The organism is Parasulfitobacter algicola (genome assembly GCF_013315265.1).
Classification (GTDB): domain Bacteria; phylum Pseudomonadota; class Alphaproteobacteria; order Rhodobacterales; family Rhodobacteraceae; genus Parasulfitobacter; species Parasulfitobacter algicola.
This window is the reverse complement of sequence record NZ_JABUFE010000016.1, coordinates 25,046-41,199: the sequence shown is the minus strand read 5'-3', so window position 1 is coordinate 41,199 and position 16,154 is coordinate 25,046. Positions and strand designations below refer to the sequence as shown.

Here is a 16,154-nt window from a genome sequence, read left to right as displayed (position 1 = left end):
TCGTCATCGTCATCGTCATCGTCATCGTCATCGTCATCGTCATCGTCATCGTCATCGTCATCGTCATCGTCATCGTCATCGTCGTCATCATCGCCCACTTCATCATCATCGTCTTCATCACGGTTATTGCTAAACGCCTCTTTCAGATCATCGCGCAGATCACGCATGAAACCTGCAGGCTGAAGCATGCTGGCATTTTCACCTTCTATACCGTTCAGCCCTTGTGGCAGAACGTTTCCATATGCAGTGGTCGTCATTAAGAGTGCGGCTGTTGTCAGTGCAGCAAAAGTTTTCATCTCGATATCCTTTTAATTTGCAAAACCGCGTTTTGTACGGTTCACTTATGCAAACGGGATGCTTTGACATTTATTCCAAAAAAAGTTGGAGAAATTTTTAAGTATTTGAAAATGAAGCAAATTAATTAGAGGGCATATGCTTAGAATACTTGGTGCATTCTTCTTTTTATGGGGGCTTGCAGATTTAATTCTGTTTCGTCTCGAAGGCATCGATATATATGCAGTGATGGGAATTCGTGTCCCTGAACTGATCTTTCCTTTCACCAATATCATTGCCTGTGCAATTGGTGTGGGTCTAACAACGATCCATTATCAATTTGCGCCAAAAGATGCATACTATGACGCTGTGATTGGTACGTCTGGTGAAACAGAAATTCCGGCTGAAAAACCACCCGTTAAGCAAAGTTTTTTACGTATCCTATCGGCCTTTCTTTGGGGCGGTGCAGCCAGCATCATCTGTTTGATCGCAGTTTACCATATTGCCCCCGGCGCGTTTTTATCTTCACCGCAAGGATCAGGCATTGGCAACAAGACGATTACGTTCGTCACAGAAGCGCAGCCTTGGAAAGGGCCACCTTTTTTAGGATTGATCGCTCTGATCGTATGGACCGTTCTGTTATTCATCGGCAGCTATCTTCTGCGCTTGCGCGGGTTTTTGTCTGGAATTGTAATGCTGTTCGGGGCTGCAAGTGTTTCATTTGTTTTTGCGGTAAGTGTCGTCAAATACCCGCGCTTCGGGTCTGCAGTGTATTCAGAAAAATACGTAAACCAATTGCACAGCCGCATGGGCTATCCTGGCGGATTACCAGCTGGTTGGATGCCATGGCACAATCAGTCACGATCCAATTTGCAGGATTTAAGATAGCGCCAACGCTATTACCTTAGATATCGACCCCAAGCGCCTTGGCGACGGTGAAGATATCTTTGTCACCACGTCCACACATATTCATGATGATAATGTGGTCTTTGGGCAGATCAGGCGCGATTTTAGTTACATGCGCCAGTGCGTGGCTGGGTTCGAGCGCAGGAATGATACCTTCGGTTTGGCAGCACAGCTGGAACGCGGCTAAGGCCTCTTTATCGGTGATCGCCACATATTGCGCCCGCCCGATGTCGTGCAGCCAAGAATGTTCCGGGCCAATACCGGGATAATCCAGACCGGCGGAAATGCTGAACCCTTCCAAAATTTGCCCATCATCGTCTTGCAGCAGATAGGTACGGTTCCCATGCAGAACACCTGGACGACCACCGGTCAGGCTGGCGCAATGTTCCATCTTTTCATTGACGCCCTTACCACCAGCTTCAACCCCGATGATATTGACGTCTTTGTCGTTCAGAAAAGGGTAAAACAGGCCCATCGCGTTCGACCCACCACCGATGGCTGCGATCAGAGTATCGGGCAAACGGCCTTCTTGTTCCATCAGCTGTTCTTTGGCCTCTTTGCCAATGATGGATTGGAAATCACGAACCATCGCCGGATAAGGGTGGGGCCCGGCCACCGTGCCGATGCAATAAAAAGTATCGCGGACGTTGGTTACCCAATCGCGCAACGCATCATTCATGGCGTCTTTCAGGGTGCCGCGACCGCTGGTGACGGGAATGACGTCTGCGCCCAAAAGCTTCATCCGAAATACGTTGGGGGCCTGACGTTCCACATCATGGGCACCCATATAGACGATGCATTTCAACCCAAAACGCGCGCAAACAGTTGCGGTCGCAACCCCATGCTGCCCTGCACCGGTTTCTGCGATAATGCGTGTTTTACCCATGCGACGGGCCAAAAGAATCTGACCCAGAACGTTGTTGATCTTATGCGCGCCGGTATGGTTCAATTCGTCCCGCTTCATATAAATCTTGGCACCGCCGCAGTGATCGGTCAGGCGCTCAGCGAAATAAAGCGGGCTTGGGCGACCAACATAATGCTTCCACAGATCATCCATTTCGGCCCAAAAACTGTCATCTGTTTTGGCTTTTTCATACTCGGCCTCAAGGCTAAGGATCAGCGGCATCAAAGTTTCACTGACAAATCGCCCACCGAACTTTCCAAAACGGCCCTTTTCATCAGGGGCATTCATGAAACTGTTGAAAAGATCATTGGCCATGTCAGCGTTCCTTTAAGTCAGACAGATTGCGTTTAAACCCAATATGCGAAGGGGTAAACCCAAGTCGATCATAGAACGCGCGTGCTTTGTCGCGGGTTTTGTTGGTGGTTAACTGAAACAGGCTGCACCCGGCATCGCGTGCACGGGTTTCGGCATCGGCCATCAGTTGACCCCCAATGCCTTGGCCGCGCAAATGACTGGCGACGCGAACACTTTCGATTTGAGCCCGCTTACTGGCCCGTAAGGACAGCCCAGATATAAAAACCAGCTGATATGTCGCGATGATCGTCCCATTTTCTTCGCCAACAATGATCATATTGGCTTGTTCTGTTTGCATTTGATCAAACGCCGCGAAGTAGATGGCTAAATCATCAATTTCTCGGTCTTTACCCAGACTATCATCTTGCAACATCGCCACGATGGTTGGCACGTCATCGCGAATGGCTGGGCGGAATGTGACGATCATTTGGCTTTTGCCGCTGTGACAAAGTGCTGTATCAACTGGGCGTCTTTCACACCTGGTGCACTTTCAACGCCCGATGATACGTCAACTTGTTGTGCGCCGGTCAACCGAATGGCTTCGGCCACATTGCCCGCTGTCAGCCCCCCTGCTAGCATCCAGGGTACGGGCCAGCGCCGATCCGCAATCAGACGCCAGTCAAACGCCAATCCGTTTCCACCAGGCAGATCGGACTGTTCCGAAGGCTTGGCATCCACAAGAAGTTGGTCGGCGACTTGCGCATAATCTTGCAACTGCGGCAGATCGCTTTCATTCGCTACACCAATAGCTTTCATAACGGGAAGCCCATATTTTTCACGGATATCAGCAACCCGTTGCGGGCTTTCATGGCCATGTAACTGCAATATATCGATGGCAATATCTGATAGTATTTGGTCCAAGACGGTATTAGTCGGATCAACGACAAGCGCCACCTTCGCGATGCCAGTGGGCACATTCAGTGCCAATTCTTTTGCTTTTGCCATTGAAATATTGCGTGGGGATTTGGGGAAAAACACAAAACCCGCATAGGTCGCACCGGCGTCTACAACAGCCGCAATGTCACTTGTGCGCGTCAGGCCGCAGATTTTAACTTTGGTATCAGACATAAGGCAGGCATATCCTGCCTAGCTGTGATCCTCAAGCAGGGCCAGAACTTCGTCTTTGCCTTCGTGCTTTTCGCCCTTTAGCCGTTTGACTTCACGTTTCAGCTTGCTTACTTCGCGACCCTTTTGGCTGGCCTCGGAACGGTGTTTGTGTTCACGCATCCATTCCCAGACAAAACCAAGCAGTATGCCAACTGCGATTCCTGCAAATATCACTACAAAAAGCGGCAAGCTGATCGAAAAAGTATAGCCTGTGAGTGCGGCCAAATCTTCGGGCAGCAATCGCAATGTCACGGCGTTACGATTGGCCAATGCAACAACGATCAGGCATATCGCAATCGAAGCAATAATCAGGTATCGAATATAGCGCATTAGCAGCTATTCTCCGTTCAGGCGGTCCCGCAACAGTTTACCCGTCTTAAAAAACGGAACGTGCTTTTCTTCTACATCAACAGACGCGCCTGTGCGTGGGTTTCGGCCTGTCCGCGCATCCCGCTTTTTGACCGAAAATGCACCAAAGCCGCGCAGTTCAACGCGATCACCATGAGACATAGCGTCAATTATTTCATCGAAAATAGTGTTTACGATTTTTTCCACATCCCTTTGATAAAGATGTGGATTTTCATCAGCGATCTTTTGGATCAGTTCAGATCTAATCATAGTTACTATCCCCCCGGCGGTACAAATGTGCCCGCGACCCGGGCTAATATCATCTTATGACTATAGGCAAAAACTTTCGTTCAAGAAACCATGGGGGCACCACTTCCGCAAAGTTTTTTCGATCAATAAACGACAATTTTGGTGACAAAGTCACATTTGAGCGGAAATTGGCGTGTTTTTTCTGCTTGGTAAATGATCGCCGCGCTGCGGCAGAAGCATTTGATTCGGAAACAAAAAACGGCCTCATATCAAATACGAGGCCGTTTTCAGAATTTTATTTCAGTCTGTCTTAGTCGTCGGTTTTCAAAGCCGCACCCAGGATATCGCCCAAGGACGCACCAGAATCCGAAGATCCGTACTGCTGAACGGCTTCTTTTTCTTCAGCAATTTCACGTGCCTTGATTGACAGACCCAATTTGCGTGTTTTCTGGTCGATGTTGGTGACGCGCACGTCAACTTTATCGCCGACCTGGAACCGCTCTGGGCGTTGTTCAGCACGATCACGTGACAGATCAGAACGACGGATAAAGGACTTCATACCTTCGTATTCGACCTCAACACCACCATCTTCGATCGCGGTCACTTCAACCGTGATAATCGATCCGCGCTTCACGCCACCAACGGCATCGGCAAACGGGTCTTTACCAAGCGCTTTGACAGAAAGTGAGATGCGTTCTTTTTCAACATCCACTTCGGTCACAGCAGCCTGAACCGTGTCACCTTTGCGATAATCGCCGATCACATCTTCGCCGCGGCCTTCCCATGTAAGATCTGACAGATGAACCATGCCGTCGATATCGCCATCAAGGCCAATGAACAGACCGAATTCGGTGATGTTCTTAACTTCGCCTTCAACTTCGGTACCAACAGGGTGCGTTTCTGCAAAGACTTCCCATGGGTTGCGCATGGTCTGTTTCAGACCAAGGGAAACGCGACGCTTGGTGCCATCAATTTCCAGAACCATGACTTCGACTTCCTGGCTGGTCGATACGATTTTACCAGGGTGAACGTTTTTCTTGGTCCAAGACATTTCTGATACGTGAACCAGACCTTCAACGCCGGGCTCAAGTTCAACAAACGCGCCGTAATCGGTGATGTTGGTCACACGACCCATATGCACTGATTCCAGTGGATACTTCGCTGCAACCAGATCCCATGGATCTTCTTGCAGCTGCTTCATCCCAAGACTGATGCGGTGGGTTTCCTTGTTGATCTTGATGACCTGAACATTGATCGTTTCACCGATCGTCAGGATTTCAGAGGGGTGGTTCACACGGCGCCATGCCATGTCAGTCACATGCAACAGACCGTCAACACCGCCCAGATCAACGAACGCACCGTATTCAGTGATGTTCTTGACGACACCGTCAACCGAATCGCCTTCGGCGAGTTTGCCGATAACTTCAGCGCGCTGTTCGGCACGGCTTTCTTCCAGAATTGCGCGGCGTGATACAACGATGTTGCCACGACGGCGGTCCATTTTCAGGATCTGGAAAGGTTGCTTCATGTTCATCAACGGGCCGGCGTCGCGTACGGGACGCACATCAACCTGGCTGCCTGGCAGAAACGCAACAGCGCCGCCCAGATCAACCGTAAAGCCGCCTTTGACACGACCAAAGATCGCACCTTCGACGCGTTCTTCGTCGGCATAGGCTTTTTCCAGACGATCCCAGGCTTCTTCGCGGCGGGCCATTTCACGGCTGATGACCGCTTCACCTTTGGAGTTTTCGACCTGACGCAGAAACACTTCAACTTCATCGCCAACAGCGATTTCAGGAGCTTCCCCAGGGTTTGCGAATTCTTTTAGATCAACGCGGCCTTCCATTTTATAGCCGACGTCAATGATGGCTTGTCCCGCTTCAATTGCGATAACCTTGCCTTTGACAACAGACCCTTCGTCGGGCGTGTCAATCTCGAAGCTTTCTTGCAGGAGGGCTTCGAATTCCTCCATTGATGTGTTCGCCATGTAGCTTTCAGTTTCCTTACGTTTACATTTTTCGGGCCGTGCGGTTGTCTCCGCCGGTCTTGGGATTTCCATTGGTCGAAACGGTTTCACCAAAACAACAATAGGGCCGGTATTTACCGACCCTGCTCTCGTTTGTGCTGTACGGCTGTTATCGCCGCTTCGACGGCTGCTTCTATAGACATATCTGACGTATCTATCAAGACCGCATCTGCAGCAGGCTTCAAAGGTGCCACGTCACGCTGACTGTCGCGGGCGTCACGGGCTTTGACGTCTGCCAAAACCTGATCAGGGGTTGTGTCATGTCCACTTGCCGTTAGTTCAGCAAAACGACGACTTGCACGTACTTCAGGACTGGCTGTTATGAACAATTTGATGTCTGCATCGGGGCAAATCACTGTGCCGATGTCGCGCCCGTCCAATACGGCACCATTGCTATGTTGCGCGAAACTGCGTTGAAAATCGACCAATGCTGTACGGACATCAGGGATGACCGCCACTTTAGATGCGGCCTGCGCAACTTCGGGTGTGCGCAAACCATCTGCGTCCAGATCTGTTGCGCCCAGGGCCTTGGCGGCTGATATTGCATCTGTCCCATCCAACATTTTCAGCCCCACCGCCCGGTACAGCAACCCTGTGTCTAAATGCACAAAGCCAAAATGCCGCGCCACAACTTTGCTGATGGTGCCTTTGCCGGCGGCCGCAGGGCCATCAATTGCTACGATAAAGCTCACGGAATCCTCTGGAAATTCTGAAATTAGTCGGATCGATATCAACGCCCAAACCTAGCATATATTTTCTTATGCAAAAAACAGCCGCATGGATAATATATGCTTTAATCTTTAACCTGTGTAGTCAATTTGGGATCATCAGCATCTGCACATGGCAGATTATCGGTCAGATCGTAATAATCCCCTTTATCCGTACAAAAGATATGGCCCGCCAATTTCAGATGTGTCGGTGTGTCAAGTGTGCCTGCAAAAATTGAAAGATGCGATCCTGGTCCATCCCAAAATAATTGCGATCCACAGGTTCCACAAAACCCGCGTCGTGCATCGGATGATGATGCATACCAGCTTACATTTCCCTGAATTTTAATATCTTCGCGCAAAGCAGACGTTGCCGCGACATGGTGTCCGCTGGTTTTGCGACACTGTTGGCAGTGGCACGCGACGACTGGCCGCAAAGAACCGCTGACTTTATACGTAATTTTTCCACACAGACAGCTGCCATTTGTCATGGGGTCGTCCTGATAATTTGCGCGCCCAGTTCTGTCATAAGGGGTTCAAAGATTGGAAATGACGTTGCAATCGGTCCGCCATCATCTATGCTGACAGGCTTTTGCGTAGCCATTCCGAGACACATAAAACTCATAGCGATGCGATGATCCATACGGCTTTCGCAGGTTACACCACCGGGAACACCACCCACACCCATGCCATGCACGATCATCATATCTTCGTCTTCTTCAATCTTGACACCACAGGCTTCAAGCCCGCGGGCCATGGCATCAATTCGATCACTTTCCTTGACGCGCAGTTCTTTGACGCCCTTCATTGTGGTGGTGCCTTCCGCAAAAGATGCCACGACCGACAGGATCGGATATTCATCAATCATGCTGGCTGCTCGGCCTGGCGGCACTTCGATGCCCTTCATATTGGGCGAAAATTTTACGCGCAGATCGGCTGTTGGTTCGCCGCCTTCTTCACGTTCGTTTTCATATGTTAAATCTGCGCCCATATCGCGCAAAGTGGTAAACAATCCGGCGCGTGTGGGGTTAAGGCCGATATTGGGCACCAATATATCTGAACCTTCTACGATAAGTGCCGCGCAAACAGGAAAAGCGGCTGAGCTTGGATCGCGGGGTACTGTTATCGTTTGTGGCCGTAATTCTGGTTGCCCGGTCAACGTGATGACGCGTCCGTCTTTTGTATTTTCAACGTTTAATTCCGCACCAAAACCGGTCAGCATTCTTTCTGTGTGATCGCGTGTCGCCTCTTGCTCGATCACTACGGTTTGGCCCGGTGCGTTCAGCCCGGCCAGTAAAACTGCCGATTTGACCTGGGCCGAGGGCATGGGTACCCGATAATGGACCGGGATTGGATTATCAGCGCCGACGATCGTCATGGGCAATCGACCACCCGTGCGGCCATAAGATCGCGCGCCAAATAAGGAAACTGGATCCGTAATGCGCCCCATGGGCCGGGACCGCAAACTTGCATCACCTGTGAATGTCGTTGTGATCGGTGATGTTGCCATCGCCCCCATGATCAGCCGGACACCTGTACCGGAATTTCCACAATCAATAACAGCTTCAGGTTCTGCAAATCCGCCGACACCCACACCATGAACGGACCACTTTCCATCACCGTGATCTGTAATGTCTGCACCAAAGGCACGCATTGCTCTGGCGGTGTCCAACACATCTTCACCTTCAAGAAGCCCGGTAATCCGTGTTTCACCCACAGCCAACGCACCAAGGATAAGCGACCTGTGCGAGATTGATTTGTCCCCAGGTATATGTGCTGTACCCTTAAGGCCCCCTGACTTGCTGGCGGTCATTGGAATGGGGTTACCGTGTCCGGACATGTCGGCCTCGCTTATTGATTTCAGCGCTTCTTAGCCGACGATGATCAAAGGGTAAATCTGTTTAAAGTTGGACCCTTTGATCGGGAGTTTTATTGCAATCTATCTTACGATGAATTCTGCATGCAGTGCACCAGCGGCTTTTATGCTTTTCAGAATATCGATCATATCGCGGGGTGCGACACCTAAGGCATTCAGACCTGCGATCACTTCTGAGAGCGATGTGCCACCCGAAATTTCCGCCAACCCAATCCCTGGTTCTTCTTCGATTTCTGCAGTTGTTCGCGGAACAACCACTGTTTGTCCTTCTGCAAATGGGTTTGGCTGCACAACAATGGGTTCTTCTTGAATACGAAGTGTCAGATTGCCCTGTGAAACGGCAACGCGTGAAATCCGGACATCTTCGCCCATGACGATTGTGCCAGAACGTTGATCAACGACAACCTTTGCTTTTCGTTCCGGTTCAACCAGAATATTTTCGACCTGACCCAACGCGTGTGCCGCCGATGGTAAGCGTGTTGCGTTTATATCAAGTTGGACAGTGCCGGCATCCAGCATTCTGGCCACTGGTCGCCCAAATGCAGCATTCACAGCCTGTTCAATACGCCCGGCCGTTGTAAAGTCGGGGGTACGAAGGGCCATTCTGATTTCTGTCAGGCTTGCAAAGTCAAAATCCACTTCGCGTTCGACCCGCGCACCGGATGGGATAACACCAGCTGTTGGCACGCCTTGCACCACGCTAGCACCATCACCTTCGGCCGATACGCCGCCCGCGATGATTGTACCTTGTGCCACTGCGTAAATCTGACCATCAGCGGCATTCAAAGGCGTCATGATCAAGGTGCCGCCCAAAAGACTTTTAGCATCCCCGATAGCAGAAACGGTGATGTCAATCTGCGAACCCGCGCGTGAAAAAGGCGGTAGTTCGGCTGTCACGAATACAGCGGCCACGTTCTTGGGCCGAAACTGTTCACCAGTCACGTTGACGCCCAGGCGTTCCAAAATATTAGCCATAATTTCTTCGGTAAATGGGGCATTACGAATACCGTCACCGGTTCCGTTCAGACCAACAACCAATCCATAGCCCACCAGATCATTGCCACGAACGCCGTCAAATTCGACAAGATCTTTAATCCGAATTGGACCCGCAAATGCCATATTGGTACAGATAAAAACTGCGAATATTACCCCAAGAATACGGATCATCTTAGGTAATCCACCAGTGACAGTTGCGATAGACGCGCTGTTACAGCATATAAAGTTTCAAGTTGAGTTTGCAGATTTTGAATTTCAGTTGCTGTGTCGTAAGGGTCTGCCGCAATCAAATTGTTACGCGCCAATTGCAGGGATGCGGTTTCAGCCTGGTTTCTGACAGCCGCTGTTTCAATTCTTTCTTCCGCTGAACCGATTTCGGCCCGTAATCCAACCAGACCCGAGGTTGCCGATAACAACTCTGATCTGGATAGATCCAGTAAGTCGCTGTTGTTGTCAGGTTGATCCAAGGGAATTCCGTCATCGGCCAAGGCCGCCAAAGCCAAGCCTTTTAGAACAGACCGAATTTCGGAAGCATCTGCTTTGACATCTATCCCTACAGTTTCGGCCTTGTTCACTTTGAAGTCTGACCGTGCAGTCGCTGATCCAAGATAGGCATTTGTTTCAAACCCACCACCGGTGGTATCGAACCAATCATCGATTGCCGTTTTAATACCCGCGATTGTTGTTTCGCCAGCAATTGCTGTGCGTATATCTGATAAAATCGTATCTGCATCCGCCAATGCAGTGCCTGCCGTTTCAGCACCTGCAAATATCGCGCCCGCGCTTGAGGATATGTTGATCGCTGACACAACGCTTTCAAATTTACCTTCTGCCTCGCGGGCTGCGGCACGAACTGACGATTGTGTTGTGAAATCAGTAGAGGTCAGCAAAGTTGATGACATATCTTCTGATAGAGTTTGAACAACCTCAAGGCTTTGCTGCATCGTTGCAGTATATTGTTGGGCCTCGGTTGTGATCAGCTTGTAAGCGTCCAGACTTGTCAGCGATGTTTCGATACCGGCCAAGGGGCGAAAATCTCCGCCAACAGCTTTTGCAATGTCAGTTTGTTTACCACTGGTTAATTCCTGGGCCAAGCGGTTCAGATCTGACTTAATCTGCGAATTATATCGACGATTCTGAAGACTTTGTGACAAGTCACTTACTGCTGTGAAACTCATTTTTTAAAGCCTTATCAATTGTTGCATAAGTTCGTCGATGGTTTGAATAACACGTGCATTTGCTGCATAATTCTGTTCAATCAAAAGCAATTTCTGCATTTCTTCGTCCGTATTTACACCGCTTGCGATTTCCAGATCACGCAGACTGTTGGTGCGGCTTGCGGCGAAACTTTGGTCGGCCTCTGTGTATTGTCTTTGGGTCGAGATTGACGACAGCATTTCACTGACAAATCCACTTGCTGATCTTGAGGAAGTCGTCAGTGCTGATGAAGAAGATGATCGTGATGCAATCAAGGCGTCGTGATACGAAATCAATTGCGTTCCATCGCCACTGGGTCCTGCAGTCGTTGCGCCCACACCATCCCTTAGCCGTGTAATGTCGCCGCCTTGTGATGGATCTACAGCAGCATTCACAGTAATGCGTTCTGCTATGCCGTCGGTATTCATTGGATCAAAGGATACGGATCTATCCGTAAACAAACCAAGACCCGCGGCGCCAATTGTTGGATCAACATTAGGATCCTGAAACCGCTCGATCAGATCCTGAGCAAGTGCATCAACTTGATTTTGTGCCGTTACGGCCAAGTCATCGCGGATCGAAAAATTTGCAGCCAGACTGCCGCCGCGAAGTGAACCTGATAGGCCGTCAATTTCTCGACCATTCAAAACCAAGCGCCCCACCGAGCCAGCTTCGACTGTCATGCCCGCAACAATTGTTGGCGTTGGGCTAAACTCAATTTGTGCAGCAACGCCATCGACAAGCTGCGCACCACCGGTCGTAATAAGGGCAACCTGATTGTTATCGCGCGGTAATTCCTTGATCGGAACGATTTCAGCAATGCTGTCCACAGCCTTTTGGCGTTCGTCCAGCAGTGCCGAGGTTGGTAGACCAGAAATCGTATGTCTTTGAATCTGAGAATTTAGATCCGCAACTTGCTGAAGGGTCGTATTCAGGCGGTCGACATCTTTTGATATTGCAGCGTCGGCTTCAACACGCGCCAATTGCACAGCGTCGTTCAGGCCATTTAGACTGTTTACAACATCATCGGCGGCCTCAAAAACATTTGAAAGCCGCGCATTGCTGTCTGGTTGACTTGATGCGGCCAGCAATGACGCTTCAAACCTTGCATAGGTATCTGTCAGCGATCCGGGTTCGCCGGGTACGCCGATAGTTTTTTCTAAGCCATTTAAAAAATCGGCCTGCGTGGCAGAATATCCCAATTCTGCTTGTGAAAGCCTGCGGTCGGATATCAAACCCTTGTCTACCATGCGCTGTTCAGCGTTGACTTGAACGCCGCCCATGTTGCCCGTCGTTCTGGATGATAACGATATTTCGCGTTTACCATATCCTTCGGTCATCGCATTGGCGACATTCGACGAGACGATTTCTGCCGCGCGCGACGTTGCATTCAGCCCTGAGACAGCATTAGAAAGTGCGCTGGTAATCGACATGGGTTTGACTCCGTTATTTAGACATCAGATCAGACTTAGCGTTTGATGTTGGTAGTTTCCTGAAGCATCTCGTCAACGGTCTGAATAACCTTCGCGTTGGATGAATATGCACGCTGTGTCTGGATCAGGTTTGTCAACTCACCAGCTACGTCAGTTGTCGATTCTTCGCGTGAAAAGCTAAGAATATCGCCTGTAGGGCCATCACCTGCATCCCAAAGGAAATACGACCCACTTTCTGGTGACACCGAATAGGTTTGATCATCCAGTGGCACCAAGCCATTCGGGTTTGGCATGTCGACCAGAGGAATTTGATAAATTGTACGCGAAATTCCGGTATCAAAGAACGCTCGCACATATCCGTTTTCGTCGACTTCAACCGATGTCATGTTACCAACAGGTGATCCGTCTTTCAGAATCGAAACTGGCGCAAAATTATCAGAAAGTTGAGTAATTCCGCTACTATCGCCAGGTGTTCCGATTGATATGTCAATCGGTCCGCCAAGAACATTGACCTGAAATGCACCAGTTGCAGGATCATATGTGCCACCCCCTGCTGCCGGATTTGATGTGACAGAGGCAATAGTACCTCCATCTGTGCGGTTGTCGTTAAATGTAAGTGTATATTCACCGACGATAGAATTGCCACTAGCCGAATCACGCACGACCATTGTCCATTCATTCGATGCACCCGCAGCTGCTGGAACAGTCGGAGTGAACGCAACGGAAAGACTTTGCGACGTTCCAAGGTTATCGAAATATTCAATCGACAATTGCTGAGAATCTCCGTCAGAACCGAATTCAGTATCTGTTGCAGGAAGGTTCACACCTAAAGACATGCGCGTTGTTGGCTCACCGCCAAATTGATTGACGTTAATCTGAATAGGTTCCAAGCCATCATCCGTATCGCGGGGATAACTGGGAATTGTTCCATCAGCATTTGCGGGCCAGCCCATCAAAACAAGGCCAGATTCGGTTCTTAAGACACCATCCTGATCTGTGCGAAAGGATCCTGTGGTCGTCAGCATCATTTCCTGTTCGCCATTGTTGACGTTGACATCCGCCGTTGTCGTAACAGGCAACATGCCGCGCCCACGCACAGAAAGATCGGTCGGGTTGTTCGTCGATACCAACGGCCCACGTTCATCAATCAGACGGCTTGTTGTGACACGGACACCACCGGCGGAATAAGTGCCGGATCCTTCTGAAATAACCATCGAATGAAAGTCAGTTATGGCCCGTTTATAGCCGAATGTTGAAGAGTTGGCGATATTATCAGAAATTGTTGCCAAACGGCTGGCATTGGCTGCCAATCCTGAAACACCTGCGTTAAGCGAGGAAGAAATCGTCATTTTGCGCCTTTCTGCTGCATCGACATATATTGCCCAACACCTAGCGCACTGGTGCTTAACATGATGCTAACAGATAAAATTTGCAGGATTGTTATTTGCCTTGGCGCAAAAGGATAATCTCTATCCGGTCATTTCGGACAGACATCCTATCTTCCGTAATCGGTTCGCGATCAGCATTTCCAATCAGTCGTTTCAACCGCACCGCATCAAAGCCTGAGCTTTCCATAATCTGACGTACACGCCCTGCGCGATCCATAGTGGTTTCCCAAATTGGATTTTCCAACAAAACAATAGGTTTTGTGCGACTATGCCCTTCGATGGCGATATTGTTTTCGACAACAGAAAAGACATCAGAAATCATTTCGATAAGTGCGATCATCAGATCTGAAGGTTGGTTATCACGGCCTAAAAACAAAGGCTCATCCTCTGTCGCGAAAAGTTCTACAACAAGTCCTTCATCCGTCAGTCGGGTTGTGACATGGCGCATCAGCTCATCTGGAATAAAACTTTCGCCGCCGCTACCTAAAAGAGCTTCTTGCAGAGCTTCCAGCCTCTGATTCTCTTGTTCTTCGCTTGTGTCAGCGCTGTCGATACCTGTGTTTGTCAGCACCTGTAGCCCTTCAACAAGCTGACTGGCGTTTGCTTGGTTTACATTACGGGCAGACATTTCATCAGAAAAAGCATTTTCTCCACCAAAAGCACCACTGCCGCCGCCGGATGTACGTGTGATCGGGATGGTGGGTGAAAAGTAATCGGCCAATCCCTTGCGCTGACTTTCGGTGGTGGCATTCAAAAGCCACATCAACATGAAAAACGCCATCATGGCAGTCACAAAATCAGCATATGCAACCTTCCACGCGCCGCCGTGATGACCGCCACCCGCGATAACCTTTTTACGCTTGATTATAATCGGTCTGTTGGAACGTTCAGACATCTCACACCTCATGTTCACCCGGCGTTCTTCTTAACGTCAGGTGTGTGAAGGCGGAGTTACCAATTCAAATTGTTCATATTTTGAGATGGGCGAAACTACTGAATTCTACCTAGTCCGTAACGCTGTTCCATGCAGCCAGGGCACGACCCAGATCTTTATTGTTGAAATGGGCAACAACGCTGAAACCTGCGTTCATGAAAAATGCAACCGATGCACCATCTGCCGCTTGCGAGCGCATGACAATCAAACGCTGGCCTGACATGACACTTGACGTATCTGTCAGCCACTTTTCCAGCATGAATCCTATTTCCTGTGTCAGCGCATCAAGTTGAATATTCTGGGGATCTTGTTTTTGATCAACAAGTTGTTTTTGAGGTGATATAAGCAGACAGCTATGCCCGAATTGGCAAACTGTCTTGAAAAAGCTTCTGATATCCTCCGGAGCGTTACCAGATGCAGGCTGTTCTTTCTTTGGTTCAGTATCAGGTCGTTCTGTCACAGATGCAGCCGCCTGCGATAATGCCCGTTCTATATCTTCGGATGAAATATCCAGTTTGGCGCAAATTTTTTCGATTTCATCTGATGTATATCCAACCTCGTCCGCGCCATAAAGATCCTGAGGGGGCGTTGAAAACACCTTTAATTCGCCGTCCTGGTGGGCAAAAAGCGATAACATATGCGCCAGCGATTCCAATTGTTCATCGTGATGGCTATCATCACGTCCTGAAAACAGTGTATCGCCTTCACGCAGGAAAACTTGTGGATTCAGGTCTATAACTTTTAACAATCTGCGACTGCCCGCATCTATAAAAAGCTGCGAATTTTCTCCGATCTGAAAGCAAAGCGCCCTTGGTAAAAGGGTTTCCCCGATTTCAGTCGTAATTGCTTTTAGTCGTTCATCTGGATCAAAAGCTGGTAAAACGCGCCCTTCGTCCTCACGTAGTGTGGCCGTCTTTCGAACCTGATCCAATATTTGTGTAATCGAGCGGCTTAGAGACATATGTTAGCATCCAATATGTAATAGGATTAACGTCAGACTGCAGCGGCAACGCTGTCAATATTCATACGCGACTTGGTTAAAACCATACCAGCGTTGGCCTGTTTGTCGCAAACATAGAAAACAACATGGTTTGGATACTGCGCCGTGCGCATGAACACACTTAGATAATCAGTGCCAAGTAATATAAATTCCTGAAAATACGAGGTGTCGTTACTATCTGCAAAAGCCGTTTCAATTGATGTAAATTCTTGCCCAAGAAGCATATCGACCGTCGCCGAGGCTAGCATATCGAAAACATCTTGTGCCATTTCGGGATACATGCTTTCAGCCAGCAGAATACCCATTTCTAAGTCCATGTACCCAGCTGCAAGGCAATCCGGGATATGTGCCATAGAAGTTTGAAGCGCTTGTTCGAGAGACATATTCTAAAGGGTCCCCATCAAATCAAAAAGTGATGAGAACCGCTATGTCATGCTGTGTAATATAAAACAAGAT

The 16,154-nt window shown here is 49.3% G+C and carries 18 protein-coding genes; 1 reads left to right on the top strand and 17 read right to left on the bottom strand.

Annotated features, from left to right (window positions below):
• Nucleotides 1–296, bottom strand: a 296-nt coding sequence (locus HRQ87_RS18145) for a hypothetical protein (protein WP_217430497.1), incomplete at its 3' end; no start/stop codon positions are given.
• Between the two features lie 136 nt (nucleotides 297–432).
• On the opposite strand from HRQ87_RS18145, the gene HRQ87_RS18140 reads away from it, so the two are divergent.
• Nucleotides 433–1,161, top strand: coding sequence for a hypothetical protein (locus tag HRQ87_RS18140; protein ID WP_174139858.1), 729 nt, complete (start codon nucleotides 433–435; stop codon nucleotides 1,159–1,161).
• A 16-nt stretch (nucleotides 1,162–1,177) separates the two neighbouring features.
• Here HRQ87_RS18140 and trpB read toward each other — a convergent pair whose 3' ends face one another.
• The 16 genes from trpB to HRQ87_RS18060 all read right to left on the bottom strand — a co-directional run bounded on the left by trpB (nucleotide 1,178) and on the right by HRQ87_RS18060 (nucleotide 16,015).
• On the bottom strand, nucleotides 1,178–2,398 hold the full coding sequence (gene trpB / locus HRQ87_RS18135) for a tryptophan synthase subunit beta (RefSeq protein WP_174139857.1): 1,221 nt from the start codon (nucleotides 2,396–2,398) through the stop codon (nucleotides 1,178–1,180).
• A gap of 1 nt (nucleotide 2,399) precedes the next feature.
• Nucleotides 2,400–2,861, bottom strand: coding sequence for a GNAT family N-acetyltransferase (locus HRQ87_RS18130; protein ID WP_174139861.1), 462 nt, complete (start codon nucleotides 2,859–2,861; stop codon nucleotides 2,400–2,402).
• Nucleotides 2,861–3,505: a phosphoribosylanthranilate isomerase gene (locus tag HRQ87_RS18125; RefSeq protein ID WP_174139856.1), complete on the bottom strand. Its 645-nt coding sequence runs from the start codon at nucleotides 3,503–3,505 to the stop codon at nucleotides 2,861–2,863. Before HRQ87_RS18125 ends, HRQ87_RS18130 begins: the two co-directional genes overlap by 1 nt.
• Nucleotides 3,506–3,523: 18 nt before the next feature.
• Nucleotides 3,524–3,874, bottom strand: coding sequence for a lipopolysaccharide assembly protein LapA domain-containing protein (locus HRQ87_RS18120; protein ID WP_174139855.1), 351 nt, complete (start codon nucleotides 3,872–3,874; stop codon nucleotides 3,524–3,526).
• A 6-nt stretch (nucleotides 3,875–3,880) separates the two neighbouring features.
• Complete coding sequence (ihfB, locus tag HRQ87_RS18115; protein ID WP_174139854.1) at nucleotides 3,881–4,162, bottom strand: integration host factor subunit beta; 282 nt, start codon at nucleotides 4,160–4,162, stop codon at nucleotides 3,881–3,883.
• Between the two features lie 289 nt (nucleotides 4,163–4,451).
• Entirely contained in the window at nucleotides 4,452–6,200 is a 1,749-nt protein-coding gene (gene rpsA, locus HRQ87_RS18110; protein WP_281356692.1) for a 30S ribosomal protein S1, read from the bottom strand.
• A gap of 41 nt (nucleotides 6,201–6,241) precedes the next feature.
• Nucleotides 6,242–6,859: a (d)CMP kinase gene (gene cmk, locus HRQ87_RS18105; RefSeq protein ID WP_174139853.1), complete on the bottom strand. Its 618-nt coding sequence runs from the start codon at nucleotides 6,857–6,859 to the stop codon at nucleotides 6,242–6,244.
• 101 nt (nucleotides 6,860–6,960) lie between these two features.
• Entirely contained in the window at nucleotides 6,961–7,365 is a 405-nt protein-coding gene (locus HRQ87_RS18100) for a GFA family protein (RefSeq protein ID WP_174139852.1), read from the bottom strand.
• Entirely contained in the window at nucleotides 7,362–8,714 is a 1,353-nt protein-coding gene (aroA, locus tag HRQ87_RS18095; RefSeq protein WP_174139851.1) for a 3-phosphoshikimate 1-carboxyvinyltransferase, read from the bottom strand. Before aroA ends, HRQ87_RS18100 begins: the two co-directional genes overlap by 4 nt.
• A 99-nt stretch (nucleotides 8,715–8,813) precedes the next feature.
• Nucleotides 8,814–9,917 (bottom strand): flagellar basal body P-ring protein FlgI, encoded by a 1,104-nt coding sequence (locus tag HRQ87_RS18090; protein WP_174139850.1) that lies wholly within the window; start codon nucleotides 9,915–9,917, stop codon nucleotides 8,814–8,816.
• On the bottom strand, nucleotides 9,914–10,924 hold the full coding sequence (locus HRQ87_RS18085; protein WP_174139849.1) for a flagellin: 1,011 nt from the start codon (nucleotides 10,922–10,924) through the stop codon (nucleotides 9,914–9,916). The genes HRQ87_RS18090 and HRQ87_RS18085 overlap by 4 nt, the downstream gene beginning before the upstream one ends.
• A 3-nt stretch (nucleotides 10,925–10,927) precedes the next feature.
• Nucleotides 10,928–12,376 (bottom strand): flagellar hook-associated protein FlgK, encoded by a 1,449-nt coding sequence (flgK, locus tag HRQ87_RS18080; RefSeq protein WP_174139848.1) that lies wholly within the window; start codon nucleotides 12,374–12,376, stop codon nucleotides 10,928–10,930.
• 35 nt (nucleotides 12,377–12,411) lie between these two features.
• Nucleotides 12,412–13,725, bottom strand: a complete 1,314-nt coding sequence (locus HRQ87_RS18075) for a flagellar hook protein FlgE (RefSeq protein WP_174139847.1) — start codon at nucleotides 13,723–13,725, stop codon at nucleotides 12,412–12,414.
• 91 nt (nucleotides 13,726–13,816) lie between these two features.
• On the bottom strand, nucleotides 13,817–14,659 hold the full coding sequence (locus HRQ87_RS18070) for a flagellar motor protein MotB (RefSeq protein WP_174139846.1): 843 nt from the start codon (nucleotides 14,657–14,659) through the stop codon (nucleotides 13,817–13,819).
• Between the two features lie 109 nt (nucleotides 14,660–14,768).
• Nucleotides 14,769–15,659, bottom strand: a complete 891-nt coding sequence (locus tag HRQ87_RS18065) for a hypothetical protein (protein ID WP_174139845.1) — start codon at nucleotides 15,657–15,659, stop codon at nucleotides 14,769–14,771.
• Between the two features lie 32 nt (nucleotides 15,660–15,691).
• A complete protein-coding gene (locus tag HRQ87_RS18060; RefSeq protein WP_174139844.1) occupies nucleotides 15,692–16,015 on the bottom strand; it encodes a hypothetical protein in 324 nt (107 codons plus the stop codon).
• Between the last annotated feature and the right edge of the window lie 139 nt (nucleotides 16,016–16,154).